Below are 16,281 nucleotides of genomic sequence, written 5' to 3'. Positions count from 1 at the left end.
GGGCGGGAGGTGAGCAAAGCGGGCACAAGCGACCCGAGCCGGGTTTCCGGGCTCGAACCTTCGGTCGAACCGGGGGTGTGGCGCTATGCCAGGGCCACGCGCGCCAGCGTGATTGTCGATGCGGCGGATTATTTCGCCCTCATACAGGAAGCGATGCTCAAGTCGCGGCGGCGTATCCTGCTGATCGGCTGGGACTTCGATACACGCATCCATCTCGAACGCGGGCGCCGCTGGTGGCAGCGTGGGTGGAAGCGCGGCTACCCCTCGCGCCTGGGCAGTTTTATCGCCTGGCTCGCCCGGCACCGCAAACAGCTGGATATCCGTATCCTGAAATGGAGCGTCGGTGCGCTTTCCACCATCGGGCGTGCCTCGATGTGGTGGGATCTCGCGCGGTGGATCCGGCATTCGCGGATCACCTTTAAATTCGACACTGCCCATCCGGTCGGCTGCACCCACCACCAGAAGATCGCGGTGCTCGACAACCAGGTCGCCGTGTGCGGCGGGATCGACATGACCGACCAGCGCTGGGACACGCGCGAACACAAGGAAGACGATCCGCGGCGCAAGACGCCGCATGGGCGGCCCTATAAGCCGTGGCACGATGCCGCGATGATGATGGAAGGCGAAATCGCCGTCGCCCTCGCACAATTGGGGGACGACCGCTGGACCTGTGCTGGCGGCGATGAACTTCCCGACGTGCCCGAAAGCCCCGGTACGCCTTGGCCCGATGCGCTGGAGGCGCAATTCGAGAATGTCGAAATCGGCATCGCCCGCACCCGCGCCTCCTACCGTGACTGGGATGCGGTCGACGAGATCGAGCAACTCTATCTCAAGCAGATCGGCGCGGCCAAACGCTTCATCTACGCCGAAAGCCAGTATTTCGCCTCGCGCGCGATTGCCGAGGCGATCATCGCCCGGCTGCAGGAAGACGAACCGCCCGAGATCGTCATCGTCCATCCCTGCCATGCCGATGGCTGGCTGGAGCAGCAGGCGATGGACCACGCGCGCGCCGAACTGGTGCGCGCGATAGAAGAGGCGGACAAGCAGCACCGGTTCTCGCTGTGGTCACCATTCTCCGGCGAGACCCCGATCTATGTCCATGCCAAGATCATGATCATCGACGACGATATCCTGCGGATCGGCTCGGCCAACCTCAACAATCGCTCGATGGGGCTCGATAGCGAATGCGACGTGTTCATCGATGCCACGCGTGAGGGCAACGATCACGCGCGTGCCGGCATTGCTGACCTGCGGCGATCGCTGCTCGGCGAGCATTGCGGGATCGACGAAGGGGAGGTCGGCCAGCTGCTGTCGCGCTACGGGTCGATGGCCCGTTTGATCGACCATTCGCAGGAAGACGGCGGGCGCAATCTGCGGCGTTACCACCCGCCCGAACTCAATGGAGTCGAGCAGACCCTGGCCGAGAGCGCGCTGCTCGATCCCGAGCACCCGGAAGAGATGTTCGAGCCATTTGCAAAGGGCGGCCTTTTCCGCAAAGGCAGTAGGCTCGCGCGGTTTCGCGAAAAGTTCAGGAGGATCAAGGGAACGTGAGCAGCCTAGTTGGACCCGACGAGGACGATCCCCGCGGCAAGCTGCCGGTGCCCGACCATGTGCAGGATGCCATTCGCACTCTGATCAAATGGACCGGCGATGATCCATCGCGTGAAGGCCTGCTCGATACCCCCGCACGAGTGGCGCGCGCGTGGAAGGAATATTGTCTCGGTTACGAGGAAGATCCCGCCTACCATCTCGGCCGCGTCTTCGAGGAAGTCGGCGGCTATAACGAGATCGTCCTGCTGAAGGACATCCCGTTCCAGTCGCATTGCGAGCATCACATGGCGCCGATCATCGGCAAGGCGGCCATCGCTTACCTGCCCAATGACCGGGTGGTCGGCATCTCCAAGCTGGCCCGGGTGCTGCACGGTTTCGCGCGGCGCCTGCAGGTGCAGGAACGCCTGACCGCGGAAGTCGCCGATTGCATCTGGGAGAACCTCCAGCCGCAGGGTGTCGCCGTGGTCATCGAGGCGTCGCATAGCTGCATGACCGCCCGCGGGGTCAAAACCCCCGGTGTCGGCATGGTCACCAGCCGCATGATGGGTACCTTCCTCGACGACCACCGCAGCCGCGAGGAAGTGCTCCGGCTAATGGGGTACGGCTGACCGAGTTTCCCCGAATGCCGCCTCAACGGCACCGAGGGCATACTCAAGCTGTCACGACACGCCGACTTCACCGATCCTGTGAACCAGCGCCTCGGTATAGAGGCGCGGCGGGTCCGATGATCGAAGATAGCTGCACATGGCATCCATCGCATTGTCGGTCAGCGTCAGCTGGACATTGCGCAATTTCGCCTTGGGCTTCGTCCGGATGAGGTAACCTTCGTTCTCCATGACCGAAATGGCGCGTAACGCCGTGGTCGGGGGCACGTGCGCAGCGTAGCTCGCTTTGGTGATGGACACCGGTTGGTCGTTCGCGGTGCGTTCGAACAGATGGAGCAGCAGGTCCCACATCGGTTCGCCAAGGAATTTCTGTGGCAGGATTTTTTCGCGCCTGCGTCGCAGCGAGAACATCGCCTGGGCGACCGGGATCAGTTCGACCGCCGATACTTTTGGAGCGGGTGCCCGCTTGGCCGGGGCAGTTGCGAGTCCGAGGTCTTTCTCCAGCGTATCGGCAAGTTCGTTCATCTGGGCGGCCTGCTGGCGGAGGGCTGCGACATAATCTCTTGTTTTTTCTATCATAGACACTGGTTCGTGCATCACCTGCCCTGTTTGAGAGGTGCATGATTGCAAAGGGCTGGCGATGCCGATCGGGTTCCTTGATCTGAGTTCGACCACGACAGGCTTCAGGGAATACCATCAGATGTCTTGTATATTCCGGACAGGAGGGCCGGGGGCTCTCCCGTAGCACGCAAGAAAAACGCCCCGCCCGGCACAGGGCCGGACGGGGCGGTAATTCCATAACAGCGTATGCTGGCGGGAGCCTACATCTGGCCGAGCATGTGCTCCGCGCTCGAGACCGAGAAATCGCCGGGTGCCTCGACATTGAGCTGCGTGACCACGCCGTCTTCGACAACCATCGAATAGCGCTGTCCGCGCTTGCCCATGCCGAAACCCGAACCGTCCATCGTCAGGCCCACAGCCTCGGCGAAATCGCCATTGCCATCGGCGAGCATGGTGATGTCGTCCGATCCCGCCGAGCTCTTCCACGCGCCCATGACGAAAGCGTCGTTGACTGCCGTCGCAACGATTTCGTCGACGCCCTTGCTCTTCAGGTCGCCCGCCTTTTCGACATAGCCGGGCAGATGGCGCGCCGAACAGGTCGGGGTGAAGGCACCGGGCACCGAAAACAGCGCGATCTTCTTTCCCTTGAAATATTCGCTCGAGCTGACCTGTTCGGGGCCATTCTCGGTCGCCTTGACCAGCTTCACATCAGGCAGCTTGTCGCCCACCGAAATCGTCATGTTGGAAACTCCGTTAATGTCGTTCGGCGCATGGGTAGGCGGGCGCGAAGGCCCGCGCAACCTTCCTCGACGGGCGCGGCACCGCGGAACCGCCGTGCAAGCGTTAAGACCTCTTTACCGCGCCGCTTTAAGTTACTGTAATCCCTTTACCCCATCCCATGAAATGCGAGATTGCAGCGATGAAACGGCTCGCTGCTGCGCCGCGCAACGGGGGACGGTTCGCGGCGCGCCGGGGCCCCTTCGGGTTCGCAACGGTCGGGGGGCTGTTGCCCCCGGTTCGTGGAGGGGCTAGGGGCGGCGCCAATGCGGCGGTCGCCCCTTTTGCGTGCGGTCACCACCCCGAAAAGTCGAGGACATCATCGTGACCGAATTTACCGATTACGTTATCAAGGACCTGGCGCTGGCCAAATACGGCCGCGACGAGATCGCCATTGCCGAAACCGAAATGCCGGGCCTCATGGCGCTGCGCGAAGAATATGCCGACAAGCCGCTCAAGGGCGCGCGCATCACCGGCTCGCTGCACATGACGATCCAGACCGCCGTGCTGATCGAAACGCTGGTCGCGCTGGGCGCCGATGTGCGCTGGGCCACCTGCAACATCTATTCGACGCAGGACCACGCCGCCGCTGCAATCGCGGCGCAGGACATTCCCGTGTTCGCGATCAAGGGTGAAAGCCTCGCCGATTACTGGGATTATGTCGGCCGCATCTTCGACTGGTCGACCGAGGACGATGCCGACCGCACCGCCAATATCATTCTCGACGATGGCGGCGATGCCACCATGTTCGCGCTGTGGGGCGCGCGCATCGAAGCGGGCGAGGAACTGCCCGAGCCGCAGAACGCCGAGGAAATCGAATTCCAGCGTGCGCTCAAGGCGTTCCTCAAGGCCAAGCCGGGCTATCTGACCAAGTCGGTTCAGAACATCGTCGGCGTCTCGGAAGAAACCACCACCGGCGTCCACCGCCTCTATCACCTTGCCAAGCAGGGCAAGCTGCCGTTCCCCGCGATCAATGTGAACGACAGCGTGACCAAGTCGAAGTTCGACAATCTCTATGGCTGCCGCGAATCGCTGGTCGACGCGATCCGCCGTGCGACCGATGTGATGCTGTCGGGCAAGGTCGCCTGCGTTGCGGGCTTCGGCGATGTCGGCAAGGGGTCGGCGCAGTCGCTGCGCAATGGCGGCGCGCGCGTGCTGGTGACCGAAATCGATCCGATCTGCGCGCTGCAGGCGGCCATGGACGGCTTCGAAGTCGTGACCATGGACGAAGCGGTCGGTGTTGCCGATATCTTCGTCACTGCGACCGGCAACGAGCATGTCATCACCGCCGAACAGATGAAGGCGATGAAGGACAAGGCGATCGTCTGCAACATCGGTCACTTCGACAGCGAGCTGCAGATTTCCGCGCTCGACAATTACGAGTGGAACGAACTCAAGCCGGGCACCGACCTGGTGAAGTTCCCTGATGGCAAGGAAATCATCGTGCTCGGCAAGGGCCGCCTGGTGAACCTGTCCTGCGCCACCGGTCACCCCAGCTTCGTGATGAGCTTCAGCTTCACCAACCAGACGCTGGCGCAGATCGAACTGTGGACCAAGGGCGACGAATATCAGAACGACGTCTATGTCCTGCCCAAGCACCTCGACGAGAAGGTCGCGGCGCTGCATCTCGACAAGCTCGGCGTGAAGCTGACCAAGCTCAGCCAGAAGCAGGCCGACTACATCGGCGTGCCGGTCGATGGCCCGTTCAAGCCCGAGCACTACCGCTACTGATCGCCGCAAACTGCGGCACTACCACGGCACGAACGCGCGCGGGGGCATTGCATCCCCGCGCGCGTCCGCATAGCTGGCGGTAATGGAAACCTCTCCCGCACTGCTGGCCATCGTCGGCCTCCTGCTGGCCTTATGGACCGCAGGTGCAGTCTGGGCGATGCTGCGCGCGAGCGGACGCGAGCAGAAATCGATCGCCAGCAGGCAGGTTGCGCAGCGCCTTTCGCGCCTGATCGAGGAAGCGCCCGCGATCCCGCTGCTGGTCCGCGCCGACGGGCGGATCGAGGCGCCCGACCGGCTGGCGCGCTGGATCGGGCTCGACAAGGTTCCCGAATATATGTCCGAACTGGCGGGCGCGGATGGCCGCGGCCTGACCGAAGCGCAGATGGACGATCTGACGCGCAATGTTCGCCGCACGCAGAAGACCGCCAAGCCCTTCCGCATGGCGATCACCGTGGCGCCGGGCTCGGGCAAGTCGCTGGCGATGCAGGGGTCTCTGGCAGACCCCGCGGTTTCGCCTGGCGGGGCGGCGCTGATCTGGGTCTTCGACTTCAGCGAGAGCGAAGCCGAACTGCTGCAATTGCGCGAGGAAGCCGCGCGCGCGCGCGAGGATTTCGGCGCGCTGGTCGGCCTGATCGAGGCCGCTCCCATGCCGATGTGGTTCCGCGGTGCGGACATGCAATTGCGGCTGGTCAACCAGGCCTATGTCGAAGCGGTCGGCGCGGACAGCGCGGACCGCGTGGTCACCGAACAGATCGAACTGGTCGAAACGGTCAATGGCCGGACGGCGACCGAGGTCGCGCAACAGGCCGCCGACCGGCGCCAGCCGATCGAGCGCATCGTCAGCGCGACCATCGACCGCGCGCGGCGCACCATCCGGGTGACCGACTTGCCGCTGATGGGCGAGGGCATTGCCGGTTATGCCGTTGATATCGAGGAAATGGAGGAGCAGGCCCGCGAATTCCGCGCTTTTCGCGAGGCGCAACGCTCGATGCTCGACCAGCTCTCGATCGGGGTGGCGCAGTTCGATGCGGCGCACCGCATGACCTTCGCCAACCAGCCGTTCCACCGCGTCTTCTCGCTCCCGCCGGGCGTGGTCAACGACCGCACGACCTTCCAGCAAATGCTGCTGATTGCCCGCGAGAACGGCCGCATCCCCGAAGTGCGCGACTTCCCCGCCTGGCGCAACGAACTGGCCGAGTGGTTCCAGCGCGACGAGCCGCACGAAGAGGCCTGGTCGCTCTCGGACAGCACGCATCTGCGGATCGTTGCGCAGCCGCTCCCCGATGGCGGGCTGGTGATGATCGCCGAGGACCGGACCGAGCAGCTCGCGCTGTCGGCGACGCGCGACACGCTGCTGCGCACGCGCACCGCGACGTTCGACAATCTGTTCGAGGCGCTGGCGGTGTTCGCTCCCGACGGGCATCTGGAATTGTGGAACCGCGGCTTTCCCGGCGCCTGGGGGATCGAACACGAAGTTCTCGACGGCCACCCGCAGGCGGAGGATTTGCTCGGCGCGATCGCCCCGAACCTTGCCGATCCCAGCGCGGTGTCGCGGATCAACCAGGTCATCCGTGCGGCGACGCTCGATCGCAAGAAGAGCGATGGCCGCATCGAACTTGCCAATGGGCGTACGCTCGACTTCACGGGGGTCCCGCTGCCCGATGGCAATGGCCTGCTGACTGTGCTCGACGTGACCGCCTCGCGCCAGGCGGAACAGGCCCTTCGGGAGCGTAACCGCGCGCTGGAGGAAGCCGATGCGGTGATGACGCGCTTCCTGGCCAACATGAGCTATGAATTCCGTACGCCGCTGACCTCGATCGGCGGGTTTGCCGAATTGCTGACCAGCGGCATTGCGGGCGAACTGCCCCCGCAGGCCGAGGAATATGCGCAGGCAATCTCGCTGTCAGTCGGCAAGCTGACCGAGCAGGTCGAGAACGTCCTCGATCTCTCGCAATCCGAAGCGGGCCTGATGCCGCTGCGTCAGAGCAAGCTCGAACTGCTGCCCTTCGTGACGCAGATCGTGCGCAAGCAGGAACGGCGGATTCTCGACAGCGGGCTAACGCTCGACCTCAAGGGAAGCCCCGAGAAAAGCGTCACCGCCGATCCGCACCAATTGCGGCGGGCGATTTCGCAGCTGCTCGACAATGCCATCAACGGCACTCCGCGCGGCGGGCGGATCCTGGTCGATATCGGGCGCAAGCGCGGCGAGACCAAGATCGTCATCGCCGACAATGGCCGCGGCATGAGCCAGCACGAACTGGCGCGGGCGCTCGAGGGCATCCGCATGTCTGCCGATGGCAAGGGGATCGAGCGGCGGCAGGGACTAGGTATCCCGCTCGCGCGGCAGCTGATCGAAGCGCATGGCGGAACGCTCGAAATCCACAGCCGCAAGAACGGCGGCACCACGGCCACGATCACGCTGCCGTGACCATTGCACTGCCTGATCTCGCAGCGATGGAGGCGCTAGGACAGCGTATCGCGGTCAGACTAGCCCCGGGTGATGTCGTCGCGCTTTCGGGCAACCTCGGGACGGGCAAGACCACGCTCGCGCGGGCAATCCTTGCCGCGCTGGGCCACACGGGCGAAGTGCCGTCGCCAACCTACACGATTATCGAAACCTATGACGAGCTGAACCCGCCGGTGGTGCATGCCGATTTCTACCGGCTGGAAGATCCGTCGGAGGTCGAGGAACTCGGACTCGACGACTATCGCGAGGGCGCGGTCCTGCTTGCCGAATGGCCCGACCACGCCGGCGGCTTCGCGCATGAGCCGGCGTGTCTCGCGATTGATCTCGAAAAGGTGGGTGACGGGCGCGAGGCCGTTGTAACCCCGGGCACATCTTGGCAAGGGCGCTGGCTATGAGCGACGCGCTTCTCGACGATATTCACGCATTCCTTGGCGATACCGAATGGGAAGGGGCGGAAATCGCCCCGCTCGTCGGCGATGCCAGTTTCCGCCGGTACTTCCGGCTCAAGCTCGGCGGCAAGACCGCGATGCTGATGCATGCACCACCGCCGGAGGAAGATCCCAAGCCCTTCCTGCATGTCGCGCACTGGCTGGAAACCAGCGGTCTGCGCGCACCGCATATCCTGTTGGAAGACGCCGCGCGCGGTTGGGTGCTGACCGAAGATTTCGGCGACCAGCGGATGCGCGAATGGATCGACGACAATCCGGGTGACGAACGCGACATCTATGCCAAGGCGATCGACACGCTGGTGCAGCTGCACCGGCTGCCGCCGGGTCCGTTCGCACCCTACGACATGGCGGTCTATCTGCGCGAAGCCATGCTGCTGGTCGAATGGTACTGTCCGGCAATGGGGCTCGACGTCGATGTCGAGGGCTATCGCAAGGCGTGGGAGGCTGTGCTCGAGCCCTTGCTGCCGCGCCAGACGCCGGGCGTAACCGTGCTGCGCGATTACCATGCGGAAAACATCATGCTGCTCGAACCCGGCAAGCTGGCGGGCGCGCAGGGGCTGATCGATTTCCAGGACGCGCTGGTCGGCCACCCGGCCTATGATCTCGTCAGCCTGCTGCAGGATGCCCGCCGCGATGTTGCTGAAGACCTCGAATGCGAAATGCTCGGTCGCTACCGTGCTGCGGCCGATCCCGGCGCGGATTTCGAAGCCGATTATGCGCGGCTCGGCGCGCAGCGGAACGCCAAGATCGTCGGCATCTTCACCCGGCTGTGGAAGCGCGATGGCAAGGCGCGTTATCTCGCGATGATCCCGCGGGTCTGGACCGCGATGGAGCGCGATCTCGCGCATGAAGCGCTGCGGCCGGTCGCCGACTGGTTTGCCGCCAATATCCCGCAGGAAATGCGCGATACCGCGGGCGGGGAAATCCAGTGAGCGAACTGGCCTCCGATACCGCCATGCTGATGGCTGCGGGGCTGGGCAAGCGCATGCGCCCGCTCACCGCGAGCACGCCCAAACCCCTGGTGCGCGTGGCGGGAAAACCGCTGATCGACCGGGCGCTCGACCGGCTGGAGGAAGCCGGGATTGCCAAGGCGGTGGTCAATGTCCACTATCTCGCCGATGCGATCGAGGCGCATATCGGGCCGCGCAAGGCGCCCGCTGTGACCTTCTCTGACGAACGCGAACACTTGCTCGAAACCGGCGGCGGCATGGTCAAGGCCGCGGCGGCGGGCCTGCTGCCCAGCCAGTTCTTCGCCTGCAATGCCGACAGCATCTGGCTCGACGGTCCGCGCAATGCCTTTGCCGATCTATCGGCGCGCTGGGACCCCGACCGGATGGACGCGCTATTGCTGGTCGTGAACCACGCACGGGCGTACAATTTCGACGGCGTGGGCGATTTCTACATGAATGGGGCGGGGCTGTTGCAGCGCAAGCTGCCGGGGCGGATCGCGCCGTTCATCTATACCGGGATCCAGCTCGTGTCCGAGCGGCTGCTGCGCGACGCGCCCGAAGGCAAGTTCTCGACCAATGTCCTGTGGGACCGGGCGATTGCCGAAGGCCGCCTGTTCGGGCTCGCCTTTACCGGGCACTGGTACGAAGTCGGCACGCCGGCGCATATCCGCCCGACCGAACTGGCGCTCAAGGGTGGCTGAACGGCACCAGCCGCAGGTCTACTCGATTGCTGCCCACCGCGGCTTTGCCGATGCGCTGGTTGCCGGCCTCGTCCCGCGATATTCGGACCCCGAGTTCGGTCTTTCACGGCTGACGCTGCTGGTGCCGAGCAGCCGCGCACGGCGGACGATCGCCGAGGCTTTCATCCGTCACTCAGGCGAGCACACTACGCCGGGGCTGCTGATGCCGCGCATGGCGGTGATCGGCGATCTCGATCTCGACGAGACGCTTGGGCCCCTGCTCGACCCGCTTGGGGCGGCAGATGTCCCGCCCGCGATCGATCCGCAGCGGCGGCTGTTCGCGCTGGCCCAGCTTATTGGCGAAACCATGGGCGACGAGGCGCCCGGCGGGGCGACCTTGCTCCGGCTGGCGCGCGAGATGGGCGCGACGATGGACCGGCTGCTGGTCGAGGGCGTGGGACCCGAAGAACTGCTTGGCGAGTCCGTGCTCGACCTGTTCGGATCGCTGTCGGGCCATTGGCAGCAAAGCCTCCACCTGTTCGCCAGCGTGCAGGCACAATGGCTGGCACAATTGCGCGAATGGGACGCGCTCGACGCGGCCGCGCGGCGCAATCGGCTGTTCGACTGGGCCGCCTCGCGTTGGAAGCAAACCCCGCCGCCGACACCGATCGTGGCTGCGGGGGTGACCAGCGCGGCGCCGTCGCTCGCGCGGCTGTTGCGCGTGGTCGCCGATCTCGACCATGGCGCGGTCATCCTGCCCGACTTCGATCTGACAATGCCGCAGGCGGTCTGGGACGAATTGGGGCGGGCGGGTGCAACGCCCGAGCCGGGTGCCACGCCGTTTGCGCGCGACGATGCGGTGACGCATCCGCAATATCACCTCAAGCTGCTGCTCAACCGGATGGGGGTGGCACGGGAAGAAGTGCAGCCGTGGCATCGCAGGGGCCTCGCCGCGGCGCCGCCCGAGCGCAGCCATGCTATCGGCTCGCTGTTCCTCCCGCCCGAGGCGAGCAAGGGCTGGGTCGATCTGCCGCCCGAAAAACGCCGCCTGTCGGGTCTGCGGACGATGACCTGCGCCACGCCAGAGGAAGAAGCGCAGGCGATCGCGCTGCTGGTGCGCGAAGCGCTCGAGGAGCCCGAACGGCGCGTGGCAGTCGTAACCCCGGACCGCGCATTGGCGCGGCGGGTGGTACATCATCTCGACCGCTGGAATATCGCTGCCGACGATTCGGCGGGCCGCCCGCTCTCGCAGACCCCGGCAGGGCGGTTGCTCCTGCTGCTGGCCGAGGTGATGGCGGAGGACGCCACGCCCGTGCCGCTGATGGGGCTGCTGGCGCATCCGCTGGTCGAAGGCAGGATGGAGCGCGGCACCTGGCTGCGCCAGCTGCGCCGTGTCGAGCGGCGCTTGCGCGGGCCGCGCCAGGCTGGCGGGCTTGTTCCGCTCGCGAAGATCGCAGCCCAGCTGTCCGAAACCCATCCGCGGGTCGGCGCATGGTATGCGGTGGTCGAACAGGCGCTGATGCCGCTGCTTGCCTTGCGGCAGGAGGAAAGCACGTCGCTGGCCGAAGTGCTGGATGTGCTGGCCGAGGCGGGCGAGGCGCTGTGCGGCGAGAAGCTGTGGGCCAGGGAAGACGGCCGCGCGCTCTCCGCCTTTGTCGAGGATTTGCGCCTGCATGCGCGCGAGGCGGGTTTTGCGCTCGCGCCGACCGAAACGGGGATCGCGCTGCGTGATGCGATGGAGCAGATCGCAGTGCGGCCGCCCTATGGCGGGCATGCGCGGGTACATATTCTGGGCCTGCTCGAAAGCCGGATGAACCGCGCCGAACTGGTCATCTGTGCGGGGCTCAACGAAGGCGTCTGGCCCACCAGGGGCGGGATCGACGCGCTGCTCGCGCCCCCCGTGCTGCGCGCGCTGGGCATTCCCGGCTCCGATTTCCGCATCGGTCTGTCGGCGCACGATCTGGCCGGCGCGATGGGAGCACCCGAGGTGGTGCTCTCGCGGTCGGAGCGCGACGAGGCCGGCCCTGCGATCCCCTCGCGGTTCCTGCTGCGGGTCCAGGCATTGCTGGGCGAGATGCTGCCGCGTTACGAGGAACGCGACGCGGTCGCGCTGGCCCGCGCCATGACGCGCGCACCGGCGGCTGAACGCTATCCGCGGCCCGCGCCCGATCCCGCGCCGGAACAGCGCGATGTCGATATTTCCGCCACCGCGCTCGATCGGCTGCTGGGCGATCCCTACCAATTCTATGCGGGCAAGATCATGGGCCTGTCCGATCTCGACGCGCTCGATGCCGAGCCGTCGGCGCTGTGGCAGGGCAATGTCGCACATACGATCCTGCAACGCTGGCACGAGGCGCGCGAGAGCGATCCGGCGGCGTCGCTGGCACCGATCATGGATGCGGTGCTCGACGAGGAGAACGCCGATCCGCTGATGCGCGGTCTGTGGCAGCCCCGCCTCGAAGCGGCGCTGCGCTGGATCGAGGATCAGGTGACCAGTTACGACGATCGCCGCGTGCTCGCGGTCGAGAAGAAGGGCGCGATGACTTTCGAAGGCGTGCAGGTGCATGGCCGCGCGGACCGGATCGACCGGCTCGAGGACGGCAGTCTTGCGATCATCGACTACAAGACCGGCAAGCCGCCCAGCGCGGCAATGGTCGAGCAGGGCTTTGCGCTCCAGCTCGGTATTCTTGGCCTGATTGCCGAGCGGGGCGGGTTCGACGGCCTGTCGGGCGATCCGCACGGTTACGAATACTGGTCGTTGGGCAAGGCGAACAATGACGATAACCCGTTCGGCTTCGGCTATGTCGACATCCCGCTCAAGGTCGGGCGCAAGACTTCGGGTGTGCTGCCTGAGGAATTCCTCCCGCTCACCGCCGAGAAGCTGACGCTGGCTATCGGCCGTTTCATCAAGGGCCGCGATCCCTTCACCGCGCGCGAGAACCCCGATTACCCCGCCTATGACACCTATGACCAGCTGATGCGGCTCGATGAATGGATCGCGCATCAGGATGGCGGAGAGGACGCATGAGCGGGACCGTCTACGAACTGCAGGACAAGCAGCGGCTCGCGGTCGATCCGCAGGACAGCGTGTGGCTGTCGGCGAGCGCGGGAACGGGCAAGACGCAGGTGCTGTCGGCGCGTGTGCTGCGGCTGCTGCTCGAACCGGGTGCCGATCCTTCGCAGGTGTTGTGCCTGACCTTCACCAAGGCGGGCGCGGCCGAAATGGCGGTGCGGGTCAATGCCGTGCTCGCGCGGTGGGTGCGGATGGACGATGCGCAGCTGGGCAAGGAGCTCGGCTATCTTGGCGCGCCGGCCGATCCCGAGACACGCGCCCGGGCCCGCGCGCTGTTCGCGCGCGTGCTCGATTGCCCCGGCGGCGGCTTGCGGATCGATACGATCCACGCCTTTGCGCAATATCTCCTCGCCGCGTTCCCGGGCGAAGCGGGCATGCTGCCCGGATCGCGCCCGATGGAAGACCGCGAGCGCGACCTGCTCAGCCGCGAGGTGCTGGCGACGCTGCTGGGCGAAGGCGACACACGCATAACCGTCGCGATTGCCGAACTGAGCAAGCGCAAGGGCCCCGATGCGGTCCGCGGCTGGCTGATGCGCTGCGCACGGCACATGGAACTATGGCGCGGACCGGGAAGCTGGCAGCCGCCGATGCAGCCGCGCGTCCACCGCCTGCTCGGCATCCCCGCCGACGCCGATGCTGCATGGGTGGCGCAGGCCTGTTCGGACGACGCCTTTCCCGTCGCGGCCTTGCGCGCCTGCCTGTCCGCCACGCGCGGATGGCCCGCCAAGACCGGGCAGCAATGCGCCGATTTCATCGAGAGCTGGCTCGCCGGTGATGCGGACGCGCGCCGAGCTGGTCTCGAGGGTTTCTGCGCCACATTGCTCAAGAAGGACGGAACGCCGCGCAAACTTGCCGGGGCGGAGAAGGCCGATCCTGCCTTTCCGGACAACCAGCAGCAGGTGGCCGAGGCCGTGGCGCTGGTGCGCGAACGCGCTGCGCTGATAGAGCTTGCCGCATTCCTCGCCCCGCAGCTCGAGGCGGGACGCGCCTTCGCGCTCGCCTGGCACAAGGCGAAGGAGCGCGGGGGGCTGGTCGATTTCGACGACCTTATCGCGCGCGCTGCCACCTTGCTGTCCAACAGCGCGATGGCCGAGTGGATCCGCTACAAGCTGGACCGCAGTTTCGATCACATCCTCGTCGACGAGGCGCAGGATACCAACGCGGCGCAATGGAGCATCGTCAAGGCGCTGACCGACGATTACTTCGACGGCGCGGGGGCGCAGGGCGATGCGGTGCGCACCATTTTTGCCGTCGGCGACTACAAACAGGCGATTTTCGGTTTCCAGGGCACCAGCCCGGAAAACTTCCGCGAGGCGCGCGATTACTTCCGCGACAAGTTGGGGGCTGCCGCGCAGGCTGCGCGCGAAACTCGCGGCACGCCGGATGTTCGCGGGTTGGAGGAATATGGTCTCGGGCGCAGCTATCGCACGAACCAGCAGGTGCTGGGCTTCGTCGACCGCGCGATCGATGCGATCGGTTATAACGGTTTCGGTCTCGACGAGCGCGGCGATCCGCATACGGGCAGCGCTGAGCCGGGGCTGATCGGCCTGTGGCAGGTCGTCCGGGTCACGGAAGGCGAGGACGATGATGGCGAACGGGAAGGCTGGCTTGCTCGCCACGACCGCCAACTGGCCGATCGCATCGCGCGGCAAGTGGCGCAGTGGCTCGATCCTGCGGGCGAGGGCTTCACCCTATCGAAGGGCAATCCGCGCCGAGCGACCGCCGGCGATGTCATGATCCTGGTACAGAAGCGGCGCGAACTGGCATCGCTGATCGTCGCACGGCTTTACCGCCACGGCGTTCCCGTTGCCGGGGTCGATCGCCTGCGGCTGGGCAATCCGCTGGCGGTGAAGGATCTGATGGCGGCGCTGCGCTTTGCCGCACAACCGCTCGACGATCTCACGCTCGCCAGCCTGCTGGTCTCGCCGCTGATCGGGTGGAGCCAGGACGATTTGCTGCGCTATGGCCATCGCCGGCCCAAGATGCGGCTATGGGAGCATCTGCGCGAAAGCGATGCCGAGCGGGTGGTGGAGACCATGGACACCTTGCGCGAAATCCTGCGCCGCGCCGATTACGACAGCCCGCAGCAATTGCTCCACTGGATGCTGATCGGTCCGATGGACGGACGCCGCCAACTGGTCGCGCGGCTGGGGCGTGAGGCGAATGATCCGATCGACGAATTGCTCAATGCGGCGAATGCCTATGCCAGCGCGCATACCGCCAGCCTGCAGGGCTTCATCCGCTGGTTCGATGCCGGCGATGGCGATCTGAAACGCGAAGCGGGCGAGGGCGGCGACCAGGTGCGCGTCATGACCGTGCATGGCTCGAAGGGTCTCGAAGCGCCGATCGTGATCCTTGCCGACAGCGCGATCCGCCCCGACGGCGCAGGCGAGCTGGTCCTGCGCGAAGACCTGCCCGGTGGAGGCGAGGCACGCGCAGTCCCGCTGCCCGGGCTTTCCAAGAGCGAGCAGGTCGGCCCGGTGCGGATGGCGGGCGAGCTCGAAACCGCCAAGGCCATGCAGGAGCACTGGCGGCTGCTCTACGTCGCGCTGACCCGGGCGCAGGAGGCGTTGTTCATCACCGGCTCGCTCGGCCCGCGCGATGCGAAGAACGGCCCGCATGAGGATAGCTGGTATGCGCGCCTCAAGCCGCTGTTCGGCGAGGACGAGGGGTTTGCGGACCCGATCTGGAATGCGAGCTGGGAGATCGGCGAACGCGCCCCGGCAGTAGCGCCAGCGGACAGGCACGCTGCCGAGGCTTCGCAGCCGGTCCTGCCCGTCTGGGCCACGCGCCCGATCGGTCCCGAACCCCGGCCGCCGCGCCCGCTGGCGCCATCGGGGCTGGGCGATGTCGAGGGCAGCGATCCGCCGCTCCCTCCGGCGCATGCGGCAGAAGCGGCACGGCGCGGGACGCTGATCCATGCGCTGCTCGAGCGGATGCCGCAGCTGGCCGAGGATTTGCGCGAAGAACAGGCGCGTGGCTGGCTTGCGCGGCAGGCCCCCGACCTGACCGAGGCGGAGCGCGCAGACATGCTCGCGCGGGTTCGCGCGGTGCTGGAGGACGCGGCGTTTGCGCATGTGTTCGGTCCGCAGGCGCTCGCCGAAGTGCCGCTCGCCGCGACGGTCGAGGGGCATGTCGTGATGGGCACGGCGGACCGGCTGCTGGTCACGAGCGAGACGGTCACCGTGGTCGATTTCAAGACCGCGCGGCGCCCGCCCGCGACGCTGGATGACATTCCCGACAGCACGTTGAAGCAGATGGCGGCCTATGTCGCCGCACTGGAGGCGATCTATCCCGGACGCCAAGTCGAAGCCGCAGTGCTCTATACCCAGACGCCGCAGCTGTTCGCCTTGCCGCCCGCAATGCTGGCTGCTTACAAGAGCGCGTTTGCGGCGCCGCAGGAAAGTTTTACCCTGCCGCCCGTTGAGTAATCGACC

General features: G+C 66.0%; 11 protein-coding genes. 9 read left to right on the top strand and 2 right to left on the bottom strand.

The window, feature by feature from the left end:
- Positions 1 to 9 precede the first annotated feature (9 nt).
- The gene (locus tag V6B15_RS07440) at positions 10 to 1,551 is read left to right on the top strand and encodes a phospholipase D-like domain-containing protein (RefSeq protein ID WP_334200641.1); all 1,542 of its coding nucleotides are present in this window, start codon (positions 10 to 12) and stop codon (positions 1,549 to 1,551) included.
- A complete protein-coding gene (folE, locus tag V6B15_RS07435) occupies positions 1,548 to 2,159 on the top strand; it encodes a GTP cyclohydrolase I FolE (protein WP_334200640.1) in 612 nt (203 codons plus the stop codon). Before V6B15_RS07440 ends, folE begins: the two co-directional genes overlap by 4 nt.
- A 51-nt stretch (positions 2,160 to 2,210) precedes the next feature.
- Here the strand turns inward: folE and V6B15_RS07430 are convergent, their stop codons facing one another.
- Together V6B15_RS07430 and V6B15_RS07425 are read right to left on the bottom strand one after the other, a co-directional pair.
- The gene (locus tag V6B15_RS07430; RefSeq protein WP_334200639.1) at positions 2,211 to 2,831 is read right to left on the bottom strand and encodes a hypothetical protein; all 621 of its coding nucleotides are present in this window, start codon (positions 2,829 to 2,831) and stop codon (positions 2,211 to 2,213) included.
- A 146-nt stretch (positions 2,832 to 2,977) separates the two neighbouring features.
- Positions 2,978 to 3,457: a peroxiredoxin gene (locus V6B15_RS07425; RefSeq protein ID WP_334200638.1), complete on the bottom strand. Its 480-nt coding sequence runs from the start codon at positions 3,455 to 3,457 to the stop codon at positions 2,978 to 2,980.
- 361 nt (positions 3,458 to 3,818) lie between these two features.
- On the opposite strand from V6B15_RS07425, the gene ahcY reads away from it, so the two are divergent.
- From ahcY to addA, 7 genes are all read left to right on the top strand, one after another.
- Positions 3,819 to 5,225: an adenosylhomocysteinase gene (gene ahcY / locus V6B15_RS07420; RefSeq protein ID WP_253516472.1), complete on the top strand. Its 1,407-nt coding sequence runs from the start codon at positions 3,819 to 3,821 to the stop codon at positions 5,223 to 5,225.
- Between the two features lie 82 nt (positions 5,226 to 5,307).
- Positions 5,308 to 7,653, top strand: coding sequence for a sensor histidine kinase (locus tag V6B15_RS07415; protein ID WP_320180416.1), 2,346 nt, complete (start codon positions 5,308 to 5,310; stop codon positions 7,651 to 7,653).
- Positions 7,650 to 8,087: a tRNA (adenosine(37)-N6)-threonylcarbamoyltransferase complex ATPase subunit type 1 TsaE gene (gene tsaE, locus V6B15_RS07410; protein ID WP_334200637.1), complete on the top strand. Its 438-nt coding sequence runs from the start codon at positions 7,650 to 7,652 to the stop codon at positions 8,085 to 8,087. Before V6B15_RS07415 ends, tsaE begins: the two co-directional genes overlap by 4 nt.
- On the top strand, positions 8,084 to 9,073 hold the full coding sequence (locus V6B15_RS07405) for an aminoglycoside phosphotransferase family protein (RefSeq protein WP_334200636.1): 990 nt from the start codon (positions 8,084 to 8,086) through the stop codon (positions 9,071 to 9,073). Before tsaE ends, V6B15_RS07405 begins: the two co-directional genes overlap by 4 nt.
- Complete coding sequence (locus V6B15_RS07400; protein WP_334200635.1) at positions 9,070 to 9,792, top strand: nucleotidyltransferase family protein; 723 nt, start codon at positions 9,070 to 9,072, stop codon at positions 9,790 to 9,792. Before V6B15_RS07405 ends, V6B15_RS07400 begins: the two co-directional genes overlap by 4 nt.
- Positions 9,785 to 12,799 (top strand): double-strand break repair protein AddB, encoded by a 3,015-nt coding sequence (gene addB / locus V6B15_RS07395; protein ID WP_334200634.1) that lies wholly within the window; start codon positions 9,785 to 9,787, stop codon positions 12,797 to 12,799. Before V6B15_RS07400 ends, addB begins: the two co-directional genes overlap by 8 nt.
- The gene (gene addA, locus V6B15_RS07390) at positions 12,796 to 16,275 is read left to right on the top strand and encodes a double-strand break repair helicase AddA (RefSeq protein WP_334200633.1); all 3,480 of its coding nucleotides are present in this window, start codon (positions 12,796 to 12,798) and stop codon (positions 16,273 to 16,275) included. The genes addB and addA overlap by 4 nt, the downstream gene beginning before the upstream one ends.
- The last annotated feature ends 6 nt before the right edge of the window (positions 16,276 to 16,281 follow it).

It is taken from the genome of Qipengyuania sp. Mu-71 (assembly GCF_036867055.1).
GTDB lineage: Bacteria > Pseudomonadota > Alphaproteobacteria > Sphingomonadales > Sphingomonadaceae > Qipengyuania > Qipengyuania profunda.
This window is presented reverse-complemented; position numbering and strand designations above follow the sequence as displayed.